Below are 19542 nucleotides of genomic sequence, written 5' to 3'. Positions count from 1 at the left end.
ACACTTATTGTTGAAGTTGAAAGGCATGCATAATGTGTTTTCGTAGTAATGAAAACAACATAGCAGGGGTATCACTTAACGAGTTATAAAAATAATCTTTTATCCAATCAAATCCGTAAGTAAATAATGAGTATAATTTACGACCATGTTTTTTGATCTTTATAGGATAAATTTTGTTCTTAATGTCACCAGCAAGCACGCAAATAGCTAAGGATAAAGATACTATTGCAAATAGTTTTTCCAGCTTTTTTTGATCTGTAATGTGGGTATCTTCAATATTAAATCCAGATGACTTGAGAGACAGAAAAGGTCGCTCAATGCTCCACCTCTGCTTATATGCTAGCAAAGCACATTCACCAATAAGCACATTACTAGCAATAAATAGTTGCTCTCTTTCTAATTGCAAACAAGTTATTTTAATTGCCATACCATTGTAAATTTTGCTTTCTATAGTTTTAGTGTCACCCATTTGCATATCGGCAAAACATTTATTCAACTTCATCTTGCCACCGTTGAAATGCTTGACCTTCTCACTTTTTCTTAGCCTGATAGCAAAAGGTAATTTTTGGATTCCACCCATATATTGCAACCATTCCTCACCAACAAATTCCCGATCGGCAAGGATAAGCTCTATCATTTCCTTAGGTATAATTGTTAAAATTTGCTCAATCAATTTCTTTCTTTCATTAGTAGAAGAGTTGCCTTTTTTATCAAGTAACAACCATGCTATAGGAATTGAAATATTACCATAAACGATAGTTGCAACAAAAAAATTCAAATTTTTAATACCAAATTGCCAGCTGGTTCTATCTATGGCAAGGCTAATTTTACCTGTTAGACAGAGCAATTTAACAATAATTTTCCCTAAACTTATAAAGCACATATTTTGTTCTAAAAGCAAACGCTCAACTTTAACAATCTTGGCATGCAAATTGCCTTTAGAAGCGACATACAGTGCTAATTCTTTGATTCTCACAGTTTTAGCTTTTACTACTGCACAAATTAATTCTGCAAATGTTTTAATTCGTGCTGGGTGCCAATCTAAAAATATGTATAATATTTGGTATAGTGATTGAGAGTCCATTAATACCTCCTGTTGCTTGTTTCTCAGCGGAGATTAGTGACTCTCAGTCACTTATTCAATTTATTATTTTAACCCTCCTGTAAAATCTGTGGGGTACTATGATAATTTACAGTTAATCTCTATGCGGAAAATATTCAATTTTTTATACATTAAGAACTTTGTAAAAAATATACTAAAGTTTTTACTAAGTTATTTTTTATGCAGGAAAAATATTATTATATTAATAGGTGACAAGGGAGTACTACTTTTTGCCTTTATCCATAATAAAATTGTTGATAGTTTATTTATCCCGGTAAAAAATCAAGAAAATGTAGAGTTATACCAGAAATTTTTTCAGAAATTTAAAAAATTTTATGTATGTTTCTTATTAAATCATTCTGAATGTCTACTGCGCCATGATTTAGTACCAGTGCTACCATCTATAGTAAAAACTAATCCTGTTGAAAAATTTATAGAAGATTATTTGTCAAAGGACAATATAGTAGGCTATAATGTTTATAATATCACTACTAAGCCTAACGAAGTATGGAATACTTTAATTGTCTCTTCCCATTATACTCCATTTTTAAGTAAATTACTTGATCATGTGTTATTAAATACTAATCTTAAATTTAGAGGGATGTATTTTTTAATTTTAGAACTTAACACAATTATTGACAAGATCCTCAACCAAGTTGGTAACACAGCGTATTCTGAACATTTACAAATTTTTGTATGTCTTCTGCAAAGTAGTGGCATCACACTGATTGTAAAACATAAAGACAATATTATTTCTGTACAAACCTTTGATTGTCCTTCTGATAAATCTGACTCGTACTTACAAGGAATAATTGAACAAGAAGTTGAAGATTGCCTGATAGAATCTAAGAATTACATTAGCGCCTTAAGGCTTAAAGTTTGCATAATTATTATAGCTAATGAGAGTTTACAGGCCTTGCTTGCACATTCTGAATTTGGAGAACACCTCGTCATAAGAATAGCCAGTAATACTTTACTAGGTAAGCAACGTATTGATAGCGATAAGTTTTTGGATCCTATTCTGGTGAAGTTATTTAACAAGCAAAAAAACTATCCAGCATATAATAAAGATTTAAAGATCATATCAAAGCTGAATATTTTTAGTGCATTTGTTTTTAAGCCATTAATAATTATCATAATGGGGTTGGTCATTACCTTAGTAATTATCAAATTTAAAACTTTGGAAAATTATCAAAGATTAGCTACTTTAAATTTACATTATTCAAGCGTAGAACAAGAATATTATAATATAAAGCAAAAATATCCATATATACAAGATGCTACTAACTTAGCTGATCTCTATATTGTTGAAGCATTGTTGCAGATCCCTATACCCATACCTTTTGATTTATTAGAAAATTTTGTCAGAAACCTACCACCTAATTTAATATTAGAAGGCATGAAATGGAACCGTTTAGATTTAAATAATACCTTATTGTCACCTAATCAATATAGTGAGACGGTAATATTTTTAAAATTTATTACCGTTAACAGCTCTATACCCGACTCTATAAAGCTTCTAAAGCAACAGATTACCGATTATAATCAAATATTTGGCAACATGGAAATTAGCCTAACAATATTTACTGACCAAATAGTTAGCTTATCTAATAGGGTAGTTATCCCTCTATCCTTAATTATTACTAAACAGCTAGGATAAAATATGCTTAAAAATTTTATTATTAACTTAAAAAATGTTATCTTCTTTAAGCTTGTTATGTACTTTCTAGCAATTACTATGCTGGTATTCTTACTACAAATTTTTAATAAAGACTATAGCAGTTCAGTTAACAAAAGGTATGGCATTGAGGAGTCATTAGCTCAAGAAACATTAAGATTGTACTCCATAAAAAATTCTGAAGAGACAATATTAAATACCTACTTAAAATATCAGAGACTATTATCTATTTCCTATAAGCAAAGTTGTTTAAATAGAGCAAAGCTAATAAAAAAGATTGCTAGTTTTTCAACAAAATATAACTTAAATGAACCGATAACTACCTCTATTAAACAGGAATTTTTAAGTAATCTTAAGTCAAATATAGGCAATGAAAAAGAAACAATAAAAATAAGAAATTATGATGCAAAAATCAAATTTGCTACTCAAGATTTTACAACATTTGGCGCTATTATGAAAGAAATTTATGCCTGTATGCCAGAAAATACTATTATCCTATCGGTAGAAGTCAAAAAAGAAGATGTGTTGGAGCCAAATGTTATTTATAAGTTATCTCCTACGAGAGCACCAGACATGATATTCGCAAAACTGACCATGCGTATCAGGGAAATAATAACTAATAAACGGGTAACCCAATAAAAAGTTTACACTACACATAGGTTGTATGAAGGAAATTTTTATAGGAGTGATTTATAGAGCATTTTAATTAGGCTCTGTGAACTGTTCTACTTAATTTAACGCTTCTTTTTTGCTGTAAATTAACAGGATTTTTTTGAAATATGGCCAATATTCCTGCAAAAATCCTATTAATTTTTGCTAAAAAATAATCAGAAATGTAACTTTAAATAGAAAAGCTCACAGAGCCTAGAAAATAGTGGGAATTTTGTACCTATTTCAAAAAATTTCCGCTATTTTGCAGATAAAAACATGCATAAATCAATCTATAAACATTTCCTTTACACAACCTAAGTCTATTATTCAAAATAAGCTTGTGATTAGTCAAAGATTAGGCTAGTCTTTCTTCTTAAAATAATAAATTAATTTTAAATAAAATGACAAGAGCATTAAAAGTAGCCCTATTTTTTGCTGTACTTTTACAATTACTATCGTGCACTCCAGGAGCCCCTTACGAAATAAAAAGCCCGTGTGTATCAATGGAGCCCGTAGAAGGATCTCCTGCTTTTGGCAACCCTTGTGTTCGTAGACCTGTGAATATAAATATTGATATAGCATAAATTGGGAAGATGACTTATACCAAGTTGCTTTCAAGACAGTAGTAGGAGTATGAGTGGTGAGGCGCGCGGAACCTAGTAGATCTAGGTGAGCACGACGAATCCCGAAATACGACGACCTAATGTGAAGAAAGCAACTTGGTATCAGCTGTTGTCGTGAATTCCTGTAATGATAAATTAATATGATTCTATAGGTGCTTCTCCATATAATGGTACGTCAGTATTAGGGGCAGCCATTAAATTATCATATAATGGCTTATCTTCCGGGTGTTGCTGTAAATAGCGAGTGACAACTTCCTGAATAAGGGCTTCATCTTTTAGAGCCTTTTTACATCTTGATAAAACGTCCTGGGTAGTTAAACAAGGTAGATTTTCTCCTATATTTGCTTCCTTAATACCTTTGTTTTTGTCTTGTGTAAGGTCCTGCTCACTAAGGTAAAAATTTTCAGCCTCCTTAAATCGATCGCCATTAACATATTGATTTACAGTATCTATGTAAGTGCCTCTAGTAGCTAAGTGATTAAATTCATGTTGACAAATTATTGCTGCAAAACCTGCATATTTTTTAACTTGGAGCTGTAGATCAGGCACTGAGTAAAATGCAATAAGAACTTTTTCGTAAGTCTCCACCCTTGCTCTCTTTGCTCCTATAGCACTTAAACACCCATGAGGAAAGACTTTTTTTTCTAGAGTATAGCCAACTATTACAGGATTTACGAATGCTTCAGGAGGTGCATGCAACGCTTGATCTTCAGATTCATGTTTTATCACAAAGATAGCATAAGGATTTACAGCTTCTCCTTCTCTCTTGAGTTGATTATGAGCCAGTCCTACGCCACAACCTTCCATAGCTTTAAACATCTTATCAGTGATATCCTTAGCTTTTGTCTTATTTGTATCAGTAATACGAAATTTTATGACTGGTTGATTAAAATAATAAGTGTTTTGTTCTGAGCCATTAGTAGCTCTTTGTTCAAAACATGCAGCAGGATTTTTAATACCTGGAAAAACCTCTGTCTTTGATTCTATACCCATAGCTTTGCCTATTTTTTTTATAGAAGATTCATTATAATAGATCATGTTAAATTTGCAATAAACCTCCGAGACGTTATCTTAATTATGTATAAAATTTATCAATATATTATCGACTATATCTTACCGTGCAGATGCCCTTCTTGTACTGAAATAACCGATAGTAATGAAGATTTTTGCTCTAACTGTTGGAAAAAGCTCAATTTTATTACTAAACCCTACTGCGCCATTTGTGGACGCAAGTTCAATATATCAATTTTAGCCGGAATGAAGTGTGGCAAATGTTTGCAATCTTACCATTATTATGACTTGTCACGCAGCTTGGTGAAATTTGATGAATATAGCAAAAAAATTATTCATACATTTAAATATAAGGATAAGACTAGCCTGGCGAAAACCTTTACAAAATTGCTTTATAATCAATATAGCCATGAACTACATAATATCGATTTAATTATTCCAGTCCCAATGAATAGATTTAAAAGATTATTTAGGATGTATAATCCAGCTTTGCTTTTAGCTTTAGAAATGAATAAGATAATAAACACTACAATGATACCTGATATATTAATTAAAACCAAATGGACTAAAGCACAAACTTACTTATCTAAAAACGAACGAGAAAAAAATTTGGCTGGCAGTATTATTATTAATAAAAAATATCAAATTCAAGGTAAAAGGATATTATTACTAGATGACGTATTTACTACTGGAACAACTATTAATAAATGCGCTAAAATATTAAAAGCTGCTGGCGCTAAGCATGTGTCTGTTATGACGATTGCTATGACATAAAAATTTCCTTCACACAACTTAGTGTGGGGTATTTAGTTAATCAATTATTTTGCGCCAGTAATTAAACTTTTAGTTGACAAATAGGCTATATAGTAATAATTAAGATTGTAATGAGATCATATGAAAAACTTATGAGGGGAGCATCGCATGACTAAAGAAAAATTTACGGATAATCAAACTCAAAAGCCAATCCCCAGCAATAACAATATTGCAGAAGAATCTTTATCTACACAATTAAAAATTCTTAATTTTTTTAAGAATGAAATAATTGAGAAAGTGCAAAAAATAAAATTTCCTTGGATAAGGAAAGAGGAAGATTTCAAAACAGCTGAAGAAAAAATTAAAATGATCCAAAAAGGGGTATTAGAAACAGGGGAAAACCTAGTTAAATTACTTGATGCAATTTTTAAATCACCTCCTACAGCTTTAAATGATAGTACTAATATGGCAGAGCAAAGCGAGACGAGTTCAATGTTTCCTACTGCTGAAGAATTTGCTGAAGCGATTTTGACTCCATTCATAGAGAGAGGAGATTTTGAAGAAACGTCTCTGGAGGCGGAACGTTATAGGAAGAATCTTGTCAAAAACTTGGAAAAAGAAAATTTTCAAAATTATAGCTTTTGGCATCCTCAATACATTATGGCTACTACATTCGTTGTTAGTTATGCCCATCATCTCCGACTACAAGATAAAGAACATCCAGATGAAATGATTGCCTTATTAACAGATGAAGAGTTTAAAATTTATTTAAAAAAAGATTTTGAAAAATTTTGCTTGATTGAAGGAGTAGATGAAAAAAATTGTCCTACTGCTATAAGAATAGCACAAGAGAAAATCATTAGCACAATCAATAATTTATCCCTAGATGAATCTTGCACTTCCTCATTACTAGCTGAGCTGGAAGATACTAGTAGCGATTCATGCTCTTTAAACTTCGGTTAACAACCTATATCTCTAGCGCTATGTCGATTGATTAGGCTATGAATTAATATTGCTTCTTTGAGATATAAAATAATATTTAGTTAAGCTGGCCACAGTAAAGCAATATTTTGCCATAGCATTTATTAATATTTCTTATCATTTTAATAATTTTTATTAAAAAATTAACTATTTAATTGATCTGCTTCTTGTTATCAGTTAAATAGTATTAAGCAATATAATTTTAAATTGTATTGTTTTAGATTTATTATTACAAATTAATGAAATTGTAGGAACTTTTTATGAGTAAAGAAGAAACAGATAATGAAATGACAAAGGAAATATTTCAAGGATTTATTAGATTATATCAAGCAAAAGGAAAACCTGCATTAGCAAAAATATTAACAGAGCATGGTTATTCACAAGAGATAACATTGCAGGTTATCAAGAACGCTGGGGAATCATTAGAAAATGAGCCAACTACTCATCAGTCAGATTCTCTAGCACTTCCACATCAACCTAATGAAGATTTACACAATAAGCAACTTGAGGTAGAGCCAATAGGCGCACTTACGCATAATGAAAATTCGTAATTTTTAAGTTTATATAAACTATTATCATAGCCTAAAAGTTTTAGGCCTAACTTTTGATTCAGTCGCCAATTAAATCATAATCGGCAACTGAAATTAAGGGAGTGTTTCAATCTTCTTCACTCTTATACTGACTGGCTCGGAGTTTAACTCAATATTTGCCGTATAATCAGCAGCAATATGAGTGGCAAATTCACTTAACGTTTGTTCCACAATAAAATTACTATGGCGCTTTATTATTGCCATAAGCTCAGCGTTTCCGATGATCTCCAGATAAATTCGGTCACTCATTTCAAAGCTAGCATCTTTCCTTGTTTGTTGAATAAAGCGCACTAAATCTCTTGCAATACCTTCGTCAAATAGTTCTTGTGATATCTCTAAATCTAATGTTATCAACCCTTGATTACCAGCTAAAGCTCTACTCGCTTTGCTGTTCTTAGACTCTAAAATTAAGGTAAATTCGCTACTAGTTAATTTCTCGCCAGCTATTAATAAATATTCACCTTCTACTTGCCATTGATGATTTTTAGAAGCTATAATAATATCTTTGACTTTAGCAGGTAACCGTTTCCCAAGATTTGGAAAATTAATTGATAATTTATAGTCAGCATGATTTGCTAAATCATCTTGATAAATTATTTGTTTAACATTAATTTCTTCTTTGATTAATTCCTCAAATTTTACTAATGAAACACTATCCTTATTAATAATTGTCAAGCTATTAAGCGGTTGACGAGTGCGGATATTCTCCGTATTTCTGATAAATAAAGCATTGGTGCAAATATCCAGTACTTGATCCATATGCTTCACTAAATCATAATCTATCTCTAACATTGTTAAATCAGGAAAATCTGTTAGATGAACACTTCCACCCAATGGCTCTGATCCTGTAATCCCTAAATAAATCTCCTCTGAAATTAAGGGAAGTAAAGAAGACATAGACTTTGCCATAATGTCTAAACAACTATACAAAGTATCATAAGCATTGTTCTTATCTTGATCCTTTGCACTTTTCCAGAAGCGATTTCTACTTCGTCTAATATACCAATTATTTAATATTTCAAAAAAGCCTGAGACACTATTATACGCTATCTGCGTATCAAAATTATCTAGCCCTTGTTTAATCGTTTGCGTGGCTATTTTGAGCTTGGATAATATGTAACGATCAAGGATATTGGAAGAAGTAAGGTTCAACTCGCCCTTAACCCCATCAGCATTAGCATACATGGTAAAGAAATGGTAAGCATTCCAAATTGGCTTTATAAATAACCGCAAACTATCATAAACCATCTGCCCGTCTTTATCGATCAACAATTCCTGTCCTTTCACTACGCTCGAAGATAACATAGTCACTCTTAAAGCATCAGCTCCATATTTACCAAATAGCTCTAATGGATCCGCATAATTATTTAGGCGCTTTGATAATTTTTGCCCAGTACTATCTAATATTACTCCATGACAAATACAGTTTAAAAAAGGAGGTTGATCAAATAGTGTAGTGGATAATACCATTAAAGTATAAAACCATCCTCTAGTTTGGGCAGAATATTCCACTATAAAATCAGCAGGGAAATGATTATCAAACCAATCTTTATTTTCAAAGGGATAATGCACCTGCGAATACGGCATAGATCCGCTTTCAAACCAGCAATCAAAGACGTCCGGGATCCTGCGCATCATCGATTGGCCAGTGGGATCTGAAGGATTTTTGCGAGTTAGTTGATCAATAAAAGGCCTATGTAGATCAACGATCTTAACTCCAAAATCCTCTTCTAATTCTTGTATTGAACCATATACATCAATTCTAGGGTAGGCGGGATTATCCGATTTCCACACCGGCAGAGGTGTTCCCCAAAATCTATTGCGGCTAATTGACCAATCTCTAGCATTTTCTAGCCATTTGCCAAATAAATTATCTTTAATATGCGAAGGAATCCAATTAATTTGCTGATTCAGTTCTACCATCCTATTGTTAAATTCTGTAACTTTTACATACCAAGAAGGCACAGCTTTATAGATAAGAGGAGTATCCGTCCTCCAGCAATGTGGATAATTATGCACATATTGTTCCGTTTTGAGCCAATTTCCTTGCTGTTTAAGCTTAATAATAATTTGGTCATTTGCCTCAAATACTTGTACTCCGACAAAATCATACACTTCTTGAGTAAATTTTCCGGCATTATCTACTGGACATACTAACTCTATTCCAGCAGACATACATAAAATCTGATCTTCCTCTCCGAAGCCAGGAGCCATATGAACAATCCCCGTTCCCTCCCCTTCCACTACAAATTCTCCCACAAGTATTTTGAAAGCTCCCGGATGATTAGCAAAATAATCAAATAGTGGCTGGTAAGTCAAATTTAACTTGCTTAACTCTTCCCCTGTTATTGTGACATAATTTTCTTCTCCACTAACCCCTAATTCCTTACAATATTTAACTAAAGCAAATTTAGCTAAGATATAACAAATATTGTCCTTTGGTACTAAAACATATTCTATATCCTTCCCAAGCGCTAACCCTAAATTGGCAGGAAGAGTCCATGGTGTAGTAGTCCAAGCCAGCATCCTATATTCATCATAGCCAGGAAAATTTGGTAATTTCTCGTTAAGCACAAAACTTACAGTAATTGCTTTATCTATTCTTTCTCTATAAGAGTTATCGAGACGAGTTTCAAAATTAGATAAGGGAGTTTCACAAGCCCATGAGTACGGCATTACTCTCATTGATTCATACAATAAATCTTTTTTATATAATTCCTTAAAAGCCCAGAAAACAGATTCCATAAAATCTTTATCCATAGTTTTATAGGAATTAATAAAATCTACCCACCTTGCTTGCTTAGTGACATATTCGTGCCACCTATCAGCGTATTTCATCACTGAGGATTGACAATGTTGGTTAAATTTCTCAATACCGAAATTAATAATTGCCGTTCTTCCAGAAATTCCTAATTCCTTTTCCGCCTGCATCTCAGCTGGTAGACCGTGGCAATCCCATCCAAAACGCCTTTCTACTCTTTTGCCTATACTAGTTTGGTAACGAGCATATACATCTTTAATAAAGCCAGTGAGAAGGTGTCCATAATGAGGTAAGCCATTAGCAAAAGGGGGACCGTCATAGAAAACAAATTCATTATTTTGACCGTCTTTTATTTTAGGCCTTACCTCTATTGATTTTTGAAAAATATTATTTTTTTGCCAATAACTGAGAATTTTTTGCTCAATATTAGGAAAATGCACATTAGATTTAACATCTGGATAATATTTATTGGTCATATCGTAAATTTTAATTATTAAGAAAATAGGCGAATAATTGGTATGTCAACCATTTTTGGCAATGTCAAGACATTTTTCAACTTAGAAGTGATATTAACTATATCCGACAAAGATTCAGTAATATATTGATCTGTCTCTAAATTATTTTCTGAATCATCTTGAATATAATAAACGATTGAACTCACATATACTCCTAATAATAAACCCCTCTTAGTATAATAATTATGATCTATTGATTGATCTCCGGCATACCGCCAAATTAAATTACAGGTACGCATTGCTATTTTTATAGCAGCTGTAATATTGGTTGGTCGGGCAAAATAAATACTATTCTTTAAATGTATAAGTTTAGGTTCATAATATTTAATTCTAATTTTTAAAGCTAGATCGATTCGGTCTCTTATTTTACTGGGTATCTCATGCTCAGATAATAATTCCAGCATTTTCTGATCATATTGATTCTCTAAAAAATCAATAATTTCTATTATGCCATTTGGAAAGATTATCTGCCAATAACCTGGCATAAAACCACACCGTGCTTCTGCCTCGCCTAATAATTTTTCCCCCCATTCATCAAAAAGTAGTAACTCTGCTAAGGTTTGAGTCAATAGTACTTTTAAGTTATGATGTTTTAGGGCAATATCGCTCATAATTCCACTTTTCATCTTGACATAGAAGCTTATTATATAGATAATATTAGCACCATTGCAACAATCTATTTATACTAATGAGGGGGTAATTAAAAGTGATATTAGTTAACGTCCATGCTGGAAATGGCGAACAAGCAATTAAAAATTTAAAAAGAAAAATGCAAAGAGAGCTTGTATTCCGTTCGATGAAGATGTCTCGTTTCTATGAACCCCCTTCTGTAAAGCGTGTGAGAAAAGACCAAGAAACAGAAAGAAGAAAAAGAAAAGTTGCCCGTAAACAACTAATGGAAGGTTAACACATTACTAAGTGGTTATCCTGCCAGGACAGTAATTATAAATTCAGAAATATTAGCTTTAAAATCATAAAAATGTACAATTTTAAGTTTAAATATTATGATGAGTTGTTCAATTTTTAGATGATATACAGCTAGATTATCATCCAAAAATTGCAATTAGCAGTATACTTATTATAATTTACATTTTGAATTTATAATTACTGCTACCCGAATACTTAAGTTGCCATAAAAAATAATTAGTCAATAACGATAAAGTTAATATTTTCATAACAACTTAGGTGCTTACATATTGCCTAAATATGATAGAAATTTGTCAATACTGTATAGATGTTAACCTTCAGTATCATTTTTACCGGTATCCTTACTATCTCCTGCGGGCGGTGTACAGGTATAAAGTCCCCCATGATTATTAGAGCAGAATGAATCATTATATGTATCACCAGTGCTTACACTGCTACTCTCTTGACTATTTCTTTACTCATAAAATCCTCATTATTTTAAATTAATATAGTAGACTGCCTGCACTAGTCGAGCTAGTTGGTGATTTTGTCGTCAAAAGGCGGTCTTCCGCTCCTCACATATATTAGACTTCTTTCCAAACTCGCTTCTGTAGGGAATTTGATTACCCATTTGATCTCAAGAATTTGATTTTCTTTGCCAACAGTAAATGCGCGAAAGTAACATACTAGATACTGCTCACACCTGAAGAGTTGATAGACGATAGAATCAAAATCAAGATAGTAGCAAGATAATAGCAGGAGCCAAAGGGTCAAGGAGCGCAAGCAGCACATATTAGTACGTTGCGACCTTGAATCCTGAAGACGACAACACAATTCTTGATTTTCATCGAGTATATGTAATCATAGCTAAATCCTGGATAAAATAACAACACAACTCTCAAAAGCACTTGAGTATAGTAGCACTATTTATGACTCACACAAGCTTATATGCGTTTAGGTTACCTTGCGGGCAAGTAACTCAATTCATAGTAGAATTAGTATATAGAGAGAGAATTTTATCTTTCAATGCTAATTTCTGTTTTTTTAAATTCCTGACTTGATTGTCATCATGAAAGTGCAAAAATGCACGGTTTATAAGCACCTGTAGATTATTATGTCTTTTTTGTAGACTTCGTATATGGTTGATTAGGCTCATCTTACAACTCCATATTCATTGAAAAAATTGAGTATTTAGTTAGATTATGTTTCAGAAATCTTAAAGAATTGGATAAATAAATTTCAAGATTTGACTAAATAGTTAAGCGCCTCCTTGGCACTTTGCGCTTAGTATATTGATTTTACATTTTCAGCGTTATTGTATAACCTTAAAATATAAAAAATATATAAGGGCTAGGATTTAACACCAATAAACTTTATCTTAATATAAGAAATTATAATTTAAAAGGAAAAAATATAGCTATGCATGATGACGGCAAAAAAAAAATAATTGTAGCAATATCAGGAGCCTCCGGAGCTATATATGGTATCAGATTATTAGAACATTTAAACATTGAAATTCATTTAGCAATTTCCAAGACCGCCCATCTGACTATTTCGCATGAAACAAATTACTCCATAGAACAAGTAATCAGCTTGGCAGATTATTATTATAATATTTCTGACATAGGAGCAAGAATTTGCAGTGGTTCGTTTTTGATATCGGGCATGATAATCGCTCCCTGCAGCATGACAACACTTGCTTCTATCGCTGGAGGTCTTGAAAATAATCTAATCACGCGAGCAGCCGGAGTGGCCCTCAAAGAACGCAAGAAACTGGCGTTAATGACTAGAGAAAGCCCCTTGCATTTAGGCCATTTAGACAATATGTTAAAAGTAACAAATTATGGAGGAATCATTGTACCACCAGTCCCGTCTTTTTACCAATTACCTCAAACTTTAGATGACATCATTAACCATTCTGTTGGGCGTATTCTTGATCTTTTTGAGCTTCCTGTTGAGCAAATAAAACGTTGGAGTGGACTACCAACAAAATCTTAAAATAATTGATAAATTTAATAATATACAAAATATATGGAACAGAGTTTTAACAAACTATTGAAAGGTTATCAAGAGTTTAGAAAGAAATATGCTAATGATGATGCATCCATTATGTATAATCTCTACCGCGATGGCCAGCAACCTAAAATTATGGTAGTGGCTTGTTGTGATTCCCGAGTAGATCCCGCGTTGATATTACAATGCGCCCCCGGAGATTTATTTGTAGTCCGGAATGTGGCCAATATTGTGCCCCCTTATGAAAAAGATGATACTCATCATGGTACTAGTGCGGCTTTAGAATTTGGTATTTGCTTTCTTAAAGTCAAACATCTAATTATACTGGGACATAGCCAATGTGGAGGCATTAAAATGCTATTAAATAGCGAACAACTACACCAAGATGATTTTATAACGAATTGGGTGTCTTTAATCAAAATGCCTAATTTTACTCAATATGCTGCTGATGATTATGCTAAATTATCGCTGAATCAATCATACCAAAATTGTATGTCCTTTCCTTGGATACAAAAAAAAGTGCTTAATCAAGAATTAATAATTCATCGTTGGTTCTTTGATATTCCCACCGGTCAAATTTATACTTATTCGGATACACTACAAGCCTATGAATTACTGGAGCAGAATATTTAATACCAAAAACACCTTTAGGTTGGCTTATGGGTAGTACGTTTTGATATAGTCAATTCAGGAAAATTTGGTGCTAGGCGCGATGGAGCGAAGCCTATAGATAATAGGCGAGCGACGAGTAACGACGTCACCAACTTCTCATCAATTGACTATACTGCGCGAAACTCAAATAATTAATAGCAAATCTTGCAAATGTTTAAATCAGGATTAAAATGAGTATACTCAATGGATTTCAAGAGTTGGATTTTATTTTAAGGGGTGAGCGCGCGGAGCGTACAAATAGTACGTGAGCACGCGAAACCCCGATAAAATGAAAAAACAACTCTTGAAAGGCGAAGAGTATATATTTATTGCAAGGTCCGCAACCTATATTGAATTGGTGCATTCGATTGGATTTGAACCAACGACCTCTGCCTTCGGAGGGCAACGCTCTATCCAGCTGAGCTACGAATGCTTATTAACCTGCTGCTATATCAAGGAAGTATTCAGCAATTTTAAGAGTAATCAAAGCGGCTATATTGAGGGAGGCCGTGGGGCGCTTTCAAGAATTGGCGTCCCATAGGGCTACAAAGGTTCTAAGTTGTGGGCAGGAAATGTTTATAGAAGTAATTTATAGAGCATTTATAATCGAAAAATAGTGGCAATTTTGCAAGTCAATACTATACCTATTTCAAAAAATTTCTGCTATTTTGCAGATACAATACGCATAAATCAAGCTATAAAAATTTCCTGCACACAAGTTAAAACCTGATACCCACAAGCATGAGAACACACAGCTTTAACCTCCCAGTGATCTACTAGATCCCACGCAAGGAAAGCTCAAAATGGGGCGAATGACGGGACTTGAACCCGCGGCCCTCAGATCCACAATCTGATGCTCTAACCAGCTGAGCTACATCCGCCATAAGATAATATATAAGCCAAGATCAAAATATTTCTTCTTACCTAGGTTCTGTGAATATTTCTATCTAATGGTCGATTTTTGTTGTTATTTTTATTCTCGAATCCTCACATACATCCTAGTGTGCTGCAGCGAGCGCAAATGCACTATAAATTACTTATATAACCTTCACAGAACCTAAGAGCCATAGTGCTAGAAGCAAGCCAGAAGCTTAATGCCCCCGTATGTTACTAATTAAATCAATGCTTATTCCTCTAATCGCAGCTAAAGTAAATTATTATCGCCTTTAAGTCAAGCATATTTATACACTCCCATTACGCGAACTAATCATGTCATACTCACTGGCTTTCAAGCATTGTTTTTTCATTCTATCTAGGATTTAGCTACACTCATGTTAGTATGTTACTACCACGCACTCACCCCTTCAAAATAAAAATCCAATGCTTGAGATCAAATAAGTATAATCACAGCCCTGCAACTTAATTAAAATAGTTTAAGAACCCAAAGAGTCTATACAATATCCTAAAGAACGAACAGTTTTAATAAATACTTGAGAATCTTTATGCCTAATGGAATTTCTGATTCTATTTATATGAACATCAACTGTGCGTACATCTATATTCTTACTAGTCGGCCAGACTTTCTCTATAATAGCTTGCCGTGAAAACGTTACCTTTGGGGCCTGAAGTAAGAGATGTAGAATTTTAAATTCCGTAGGGCCTAGATGAATTTCTTCGCCATTTTTTGTTACTCTATAATTAGTCAGATCAATACTAATATCTTGATATTGTATAATTTTATTTTTCAGTATCCAATTAGAGCGTCTTAGTAAATTTCTTATTAAAGTAATTAACTGCTCTGAAGTAAATGGCTTCACTAGTAAATCTACAAATTCACTATTTTCTAGGGTAGGATTTGTTTTTGGTTCTTTGGAATTTAATAGAAAAATGATGGGAATTTTGTCTAGCCCACTAATAGCTCTTAAAGTAACCGCAGCTTTTATAGTAATCTCATTTTGTTCTACGGCATCAATAATGATTATATCTGGAGCAGAGGAATGCGAAGAGGCTATAGCCTTTTCTAGCGTACTCACTTTAACAATATTAAACCATGATCTTTCTACAATATTAAATAATGAAATATTGCTGCTTTTTGTGAGTTCTAAAATAAGAATTCTCAGAGGTAATTTGTCAAACACTAAAGTAACTTATTTAATAGGTTTATTAAGATATTAATATAATATTAACACAATACTTAATATATTAAAATATAATAATGTCAAATTAATTAAAGCAACAATTATAAATTTAAAATAATTTAAAAACTTGCTTCATATGGGAGCCACTTTAACCATAAACTCCTATGACCTTAGGCATTTCGCAATAAATAATAGTAATGAATTAAAACCACACATTGTGATTGTATATTACTTTAATAATCAAAAAGTGCTACTATCAGATTGAAGATATTGATTATATTACTGTCTAACGTTAACCTAAATTACACATATCTCCTTATTTATAGATAGGATCACAAAATAGTATATTGTAATTTTGTAAATAAAGAGCGATTAAGGCTATATTTAGATATCAGAAACATTACTTCTCTATTAATTATGAGCTAAATAGAAGATAATACTTGAATAAAATGTTATTAATTGTTATAAATGGCTTTATTTTTTATGGTGGAGATTCTATTATATGGCTTTTTATGAATCAGTTTTTATCATTCGTCAAGATGTTTCGTTAGCGGATGTAGATAAAATTACTGATGATTTTAGTAAAATCATTAAAGAAAAGGTAGGAGAAATTATTAAAACTGAATATTGGGGGTTAAGGAGTTTAGCCTACAAAATTGGTAATAATAAGAAAGGACATTATGTTTTCTTAGGTATTAAAGCTGACTTTGCCGTAATCAAAGAAATGGCAAGAAAAATGAAGCTCTGTGAAAATATTATTCGATTTATTCATATTAAAGTTGATGCGATTAGTAATGAACCTTCCACGATTTTAAAAAGTAAAAACACAGAAAATGAAGGAATAGTTGATGTAACCGTTAGCTCATAGAGATTAAAGGGCAAATTAACTGAATAAAAGCAGAGGAACTAATGTCAACAAACGAAACTACTGATTCTAAGTCAATGACTAGAATGGCTGATAGAACAAATAAACGAGTATTTTTTAGAAAACGTAAAGGCTGCCCTCTTTCTGTACCAGAAGCCCCAGAGATTGATTATAAAAATCCTGATTTATTATTAAAATTTGTTTCAGAGGGCGGTAGAATGTTACCTAGCAGGATTACTAACGTATGTGCTAAGAAGCAAAGAAAATTAAAAAATGCTATAAAAATTGCAAGAATTTTAGCGTTGTTGCCTTTTATGTTTCAAGTCTAAATAGAGGAAAAGGATGGAAGTTATTTTAGTTAAGCCAGTAAGGCATTTGGGCAAGATTGCTGAAATTTGTGAGGTCAAAAATGGGTTTGCCCGCAATTACCTTTTTCCCAATAAGTTAGCAATTAGGGCAACGGTACATAATAAACAAATAATAGCAGATCAAAAATATGAACTTGAAATAAAAGATGATAAATCTAGAACTGAAGCCTCAATTATTAGTAATAATATAAACGGCAAAGAGATAATGTTTATTAGACAATCCGCAGAAGATGGTAGGTTATTTGGTTCGGTAAATAGTAAAGAGATTGCTGAAGCGCTATCGAAGATTTCAGATCATCCAATTGCGTATTCCAATATTGTTCTTGATAAACCGATAAAGACAACTGGGGTTTTTGTAGTGGAAGTGAGATTGCACGCTGAACTTAGTAGTAATATTACGGTAATTGTAGCACGCACTGAATCAGAAGCTCAAGATTACTCAAGAGATAATAGACAATTTGATGAGGATGCTACTAAACATTCAGTGTAATAATACCATTTCTGAAAACTAGGCTCTGTGCATTTTTCTATTTAAAGTTATATTTCTGATTATTTTTTAGCGAAAATTAATAGGATTTTTGCAGGAATATTGGCCATATTTCAAAAAAATCCTGTTAATTTACAGCAAAAAAGAAGCAAAATTAAGTAGAAAAGTTTACAGAGCCTAATCATACCATTTCCCAAAACTAAATTAGCACTAGGAGTACGAGTGTCGAGGACCGGAGCGTACATACTAGTACATGAGGAGCAGAAGGTCATGAAGTACGACGACGTCATGATACCATTTCCGAAAACTAATCATCACGTCGTCGTACTTCATGACCTTCTGCTCCTCACGTATACATCTGTCACACTACTGGACAAAAATAGAAGATGGTTGAAAAAGTACAAAAATTGTTATCTGCTAAAGCTCGTTTTTAGCAATTATTATCTCAAAAATAACATTTTGTACTTAAAATAATATGTTTTTTTAACCATTTTCTATTTTTGTCCAGTAGTGTGATACATCTGTACGCGCAGGTAGCGGGCACTCGTACTCCTAATGCTAATTTAGTTTTGGGCAATGGTATAATAGGCTGGATTACCATTCAATTCGATTGTATATTTTTAATCAAGAATTTATCAGTGTTTTAGAAGTTATGCCTTTACTCTCTTAATAAATCTATTTGGTTTTTATAGTTTGTTGTCTGAAAGATAAAAGTGCCTGCTACTAAAACATTTGCTCCTGCCTTAATACAATCTTGAGCAGTAATATTATTAATACCGCCATCTACTGAAAGCAGTATAGATTTATTGGCTTGTTTGATTTTTTCTGAAATAATTTCTACTTTTTTTAATTGATCAGTGATAAAATGTTGACCAGCAAAACCAGGATTTACGGTCATCACTAAAATCATATCTAACTTATTAATGATATAATCTAAGGATTCTGGTAGGCTAGATGGCAGTAAAGATATTCCTACTTTAACGCCTAAGCTTTGAATATAGTTTAAGGTTCTATCAAGATGCTTCGTGGTTTCTGGGTGGATAGTGATGATATCAGCACCTGCGTCTACGTAGTCTTTAATTGTATATTCTGGAGCATTAATCATAAGATGAACATCAAAGAGCAACTTGCTATAGGGCCTTAAAGATTTAATTATAGGCGGACCTAGGGTTAAATTCGGAACAAAATGACCATCCATAACGTCTATATGTATCATATCGACACCTGCTTTTTCTAACGCTACAATTTCCTCCCCTAACCTAGCGAAATTTGCAGATAATAATGAAGCAGAAATCTTGATCAAACTACTCATGTATCTAGCTTTTTATATTCATCCACATTATCGGAATTCACGATCACTTGATCCTTACTGTTTTGCACTTTTTTTCTTCTCATCAAGTTTTCTTTTAAAGCTGCAGACAGTCTTACCAATTTCTTGGCGTTAACCTTTTGTGACTTATGGTAATGATTGTCAGAAATAAGATCCTCCTAAAATTATCCAATAATTTT

The 19542-nt window shown here is 32.7% G+C and carries 19 protein-coding genes and 2 tRNA genes; 12 read left to right on the top strand and 9 right to left on the bottom strand.

Annotated elements, in window-relative coordinates; translation table 11 throughout:
- Positions 1 to 4: 4 nt before the first annotated feature.
- Positions 5 to 1084, bottom strand: coding sequence for an IS4 family transposase (locus ACFELV_RS04875; RefSeq protein ID WP_375326208.1), 1080 nt, complete (start codon positions 1082 to 1084; stop codon positions 5 to 7).
- A gap of 88 nt (positions 1085 to 1172) precedes the next feature.
- Here ACFELV_RS04875 and ACFELV_RS04870 point away from each other — a divergent pair, with 88 nt between their 5' ends.
- The 3 genes from ACFELV_RS04870 to ACFELV_RS04860 all read left to right on the top strand — a co-directional run bounded on the left by ACFELV_RS04870 (position 1173) and on the right by ACFELV_RS04860 (position 4015).
- Entirely contained in the window at positions 1173 to 2762 is a 1590-nt protein-coding gene (locus ACFELV_RS04870; RefSeq protein ID WP_375326996.1) for a hypothetical protein, read from the top strand.
- A 3-nt stretch (positions 2763 to 2765) separates the two neighbouring features.
- Entirely contained in the window at positions 2766 to 3419 is a 654-nt protein-coding gene (locus ACFELV_RS04865; protein ID WP_375326995.1) for a hypothetical protein, read from the top strand.
- 413 nt (positions 3420 to 3832) lie between these two features.
- On the top strand, positions 3833 to 4015 hold the full coding sequence (locus ACFELV_RS04860; RefSeq protein WP_375326994.1) for a DUF2706 domain-containing protein: 183 nt from the start codon (positions 3833 to 3835) through the stop codon (positions 4013 to 4015).
- 174 nt (positions 4016 to 4189) lie between these two features.
- Here the strand turns inward: ACFELV_RS04860 and ACFELV_RS04855 are convergent, their stop codons facing one another.
- Positions 4190 to 5092, bottom strand: a complete 903-nt coding sequence (locus ACFELV_RS04855) for a peptide deformylase (RefSeq protein WP_375326993.1) — start codon at positions 5090 to 5092, stop codon at positions 4190 to 4192.
- 39 nt (positions 5093 to 5131) lie between these two features.
- Between ACFELV_RS04855 and ACFELV_RS04850 the strand changes: the two genes are divergently transcribed.
- The 3 genes from ACFELV_RS04850 to ACFELV_RS04840 all read left to right on the top strand — a co-directional run bounded on the left by ACFELV_RS04850 (position 5132) and on the right by ACFELV_RS04840 (position 7350).
- Positions 5132 to 5839 carry a ComF family protein gene (locus ACFELV_RS04850; protein WP_375326992.1) on the top strand — a complete coding sequence of 236 codons (708 nt, stop codon included), beginning with the start codon at positions 5132 to 5134 and terminating at the stop codon, positions 5837 to 5839.
- A gap of 147 nt (positions 5840 to 5986) precedes the next feature.
- Complete coding sequence (locus ACFELV_RS04845; RefSeq protein WP_375326991.1) at positions 5987 to 6781, top strand: hypothetical protein; 795 nt, start codon at positions 5987 to 5989, stop codon at positions 6779 to 6781.
- Between the two features lie 278 nt (positions 6782 to 7059).
- Positions 7060 to 7350: a hypothetical protein gene (locus tag ACFELV_RS04840; protein ID WP_375326990.1), complete on the top strand. Its 291-nt coding sequence runs from the start codon at positions 7060 to 7062 to the stop codon at positions 7348 to 7350.
- A 93-nt stretch (positions 7351 to 7443) separates the two neighbouring features.
- On the opposite strand, the gene ileS is transcribed toward ACFELV_RS04840, so the two are convergent.
- Together ileS and ACFELV_RS04830 are read right to left on the bottom strand one after the other, a co-directional pair.
- Positions 7444 to 10626: an isoleucine--tRNA ligase gene (ileS, locus tag ACFELV_RS04835; protein WP_375326989.1), complete on the bottom strand. Its 3183-nt coding sequence runs from the start codon at positions 10624 to 10626 to the stop codon at positions 7444 to 7446.
- A gap of 17 nt (positions 10627 to 10643) precedes the next feature.
- Positions 10644 to 11291 (bottom strand): COQ9 family protein, encoded by a 648-nt coding sequence (locus ACFELV_RS04830; protein WP_375326988.1) that lies wholly within the window; start codon positions 11289 to 11291, stop codon positions 10644 to 10646.
- Between the two features lie 80 nt (positions 11292 to 11371).
- Between ACFELV_RS04830 and rpsU the strand changes: the two genes are divergently transcribed.
- On the top strand, positions 11372 to 11572 hold the full coding sequence (gene rpsU / locus ACFELV_RS04825; RefSeq protein WP_341748434.1) for a 30S ribosomal protein S21: 201 nt from the start codon (positions 11372 to 11374) through the stop codon (positions 11570 to 11572).
- 978 nt (positions 11573 to 12550) lie between these two features.
- Here rpsU and ACFELV_RS04820 read toward each other — a convergent pair.
- A complete protein-coding gene (locus ACFELV_RS04820; protein ID WP_375326987.1) occupies positions 12551 to 12727 on the bottom strand; it encodes a YdcH family protein in 177 nt (58 codons plus the stop codon).
- Positions 12728 to 12990: 263 nt separating this feature from the next.
- On the opposite strand from ACFELV_RS04820, the gene ACFELV_RS04815 reads away from it, so the two are divergent.
- Positions 12991 to 13569 carry a UbiX family flavin prenyltransferase gene (locus tag ACFELV_RS04815; RefSeq protein ID WP_375326986.1) on the top strand — a complete coding sequence of 193 codons (579 nt, stop codon included), beginning with the start codon at positions 12991 to 12993 and terminating at the stop codon, positions 13567 to 13569.
- 33 nt (positions 13570 to 13602) lie between these two features.
- Positions 13603 to 14217: a carbonic anhydrase gene (locus ACFELV_RS04810; protein WP_375326985.1), complete on the top strand. Its 615-nt coding sequence runs from the start codon at positions 13603 to 13605 to the stop codon at positions 14215 to 14217.
- 374 nt (positions 14218 to 14591) lie between these two features.
- On the opposite strand, the gene ACFELV_RS04800 is transcribed toward ACFELV_RS04810, so the two are convergent.
- From ACFELV_RS04800 to ACFELV_RS04790, 3 genes are all read right to left on the bottom strand, one after another.
- A tRNA-Arg gene (locus tag ACFELV_RS04800) sits at positions 14592 to 14668 on the bottom strand.
- Between the two features lie 371 nt (positions 14669 to 15039).
- Positions 15040 to 15116, bottom strand: a tRNA-His gene (locus ACFELV_RS04795).
- A 492-nt stretch (positions 15117 to 15608) separates the two neighbouring features.
- Positions 15609 to 16313 carry a winged helix-turn-helix domain-containing protein gene (locus ACFELV_RS04790; RefSeq protein WP_375326984.1) on the bottom strand — a complete coding sequence of 235 codons (705 nt, stop codon included), beginning with the start codon at positions 16311 to 16313 and terminating at the stop codon, positions 15609 to 15611.
- Positions 16314 to 16815: 502 nt separating this feature from the next.
- On the opposite strand from ACFELV_RS04790, the gene rpsF reads away from it, so the two are divergent.
- Genes rpsF through rplI form a run of 3 tightly spaced genes read left to right on the top strand, consistent with a single transcriptional unit; the run spans position 16816 to position 18036 of the window.
- Positions 16816 to 17181 (top strand): 30S ribosomal protein S6, encoded by a 366-nt coding sequence (rpsF, locus tag ACFELV_RS04785; RefSeq protein WP_375326983.1) that lies wholly within the window; start codon positions 16816 to 16818, stop codon positions 17179 to 17181.
- 41 nt (positions 17182 to 17222) lie between these two features.
- Positions 17223 to 17507: a 30S ribosomal protein S18 gene (rpsR, locus tag ACFELV_RS04780; RefSeq protein WP_375326982.1), complete on the top strand. Its 285-nt coding sequence runs from the start codon at positions 17223 to 17225 to the stop codon at positions 17505 to 17507.
- A 13-nt stretch (positions 17508 to 17520) separates the two neighbouring features.
- The gene (gene rplI, locus ACFELV_RS04775) at positions 17521 to 18036 is read left to right on the top strand and encodes a 50S ribosomal protein L9 (protein WP_375326981.1); all 516 of its coding nucleotides are present in this window, start codon (positions 17521 to 17523) and stop codon (positions 18034 to 18036) included.
- A 655-nt stretch (positions 18037 to 18691) separates the two neighbouring features.
- On the opposite strand, the gene rpe is transcribed toward rplI, so the two are convergent.
- Positions 18692 to 19345: a ribulose-phosphate 3-epimerase gene (gene rpe, locus ACFELV_RS04770; RefSeq protein ID WP_375326980.1), complete on the bottom strand. Its 654-nt coding sequence runs from the start codon at positions 19343 to 19345 to the stop codon at positions 18692 to 18694.
- Positions 19346 to 19542: the final 197 nt, after the last annotated feature.

The sequence above is a fragment of the Candidatus Tisiphia endosymbiont of Nemotelus uliginosus genome, assembly GCF_964264835.1.
GTDB lineage: Bacteria > Pseudomonadota > Alphaproteobacteria > Rickettsiales > Rickettsiaceae > Tisiphia.
Note: the sequence above shows the minus strand (reverse complement) of the source record. Positions and strands in the feature narration are given on the sequence as shown.

Bases quoted from the DNA above. Each gene is read 5' to 3' on its own strand.
- ACFELV_RS04875 (WP_375326208.1), bottom strand. From the start codon at position 1,084: ATGGACTCTCAATCACTATACCAAATATTATACATATTTTTAGATTGG.
- ACFELV_RS04865 (WP_375326995.1), top strand. From the start codon at position 2,766: ATGCTTAAAAATTTTATTATTAACTTAAAAAATGTTATCTTCTTTAAG.
- ACFELV_RS04860 (WP_375326994.1), top strand. From the start codon at position 3,833: ATGACAAGAGCATTAAAAGTAGCCCTATTTTTTGCTGTACTTTTACAA.
- ACFELV_RS04855 (WP_375326993.1), bottom strand. From the start codon at position 5,092: ATGATCTATTATAATGAATCTTCTATAAAAAAAATAGGCAAAGCTATG.
- ACFELV_RS04850 (WP_375326992.1), top strand. From the start codon at position 5,132: ATGTATAAAATTTATCAATATATTATCGACTATATCTTACCGTGCAGA.
- ACFELV_RS04845 (WP_375326991.1), top strand. From the start codon at position 5,987: ATGACTAAAGAAAAATTTACGGATAATCAAACTCAAAAGCCAATCCCC.
- ACFELV_RS04840 (WP_375326990.1), top strand. From the start codon at position 7,060: ATGAGTAAAGAAGAAACAGATAATGAAATGACAAAGGAAATATTTCAA.
- ileS (WP_375326989.1), bottom strand. From the start codon at position 10,626: ATGACCAATAAATATTATCCAGATGTTAAATCTAATGTGCATTTTCCT.
- ACFELV_RS04830 (WP_375326988.1), bottom strand. From the start codon at position 11,291: ATGAAAAGTGGAATTATGAGCGATATTGCCCTAAAACATCATAACTTA.
- ACFELV_RS04820 (WP_375326987.1), bottom strand. From the start codon at position 12,727: ATGAGCCTAATCAACCATATACGAAGTCTACAAAAAAGACATAATAAT.
- ACFELV_RS04815 (WP_375326986.1), top strand. From the start codon at position 12,991: ATGCATGATGACGGCAAAAAAAAAATAATTGTAGCAATATCAGGAGCC.
- ACFELV_RS04810 (WP_375326985.1), top strand. From the start codon at position 13,603: ATGGAACAGAGTTTTAACAAACTATTGAAAGGTTATCAAGAGTTTAGA.
- rpsF (WP_375326983.1), top strand. From the start codon at position 16,816: ATGGCTTTTTATGAATCAGTTTTTATCATTCGTCAAGATGTTTCGTTA.
- rpsR (WP_375326982.1), top strand. From the start codon at position 17,223: ATGTCAACAAACGAAACTACTGATTCTAAGTCAATGACTAGAATGGCT.
- rplI (WP_375326981.1), top strand. From the start codon at position 17,521: ATGGAAGTTATTTTAGTTAAGCCAGTAAGGCATTTGGGCAAGATTGCT.
- rpe (WP_375326980.1), bottom strand. From the start codon at position 19,345: ATGAGTAGTTTGATCAAGATTTCTGCTTCATTATTATCTGCAAATTTC.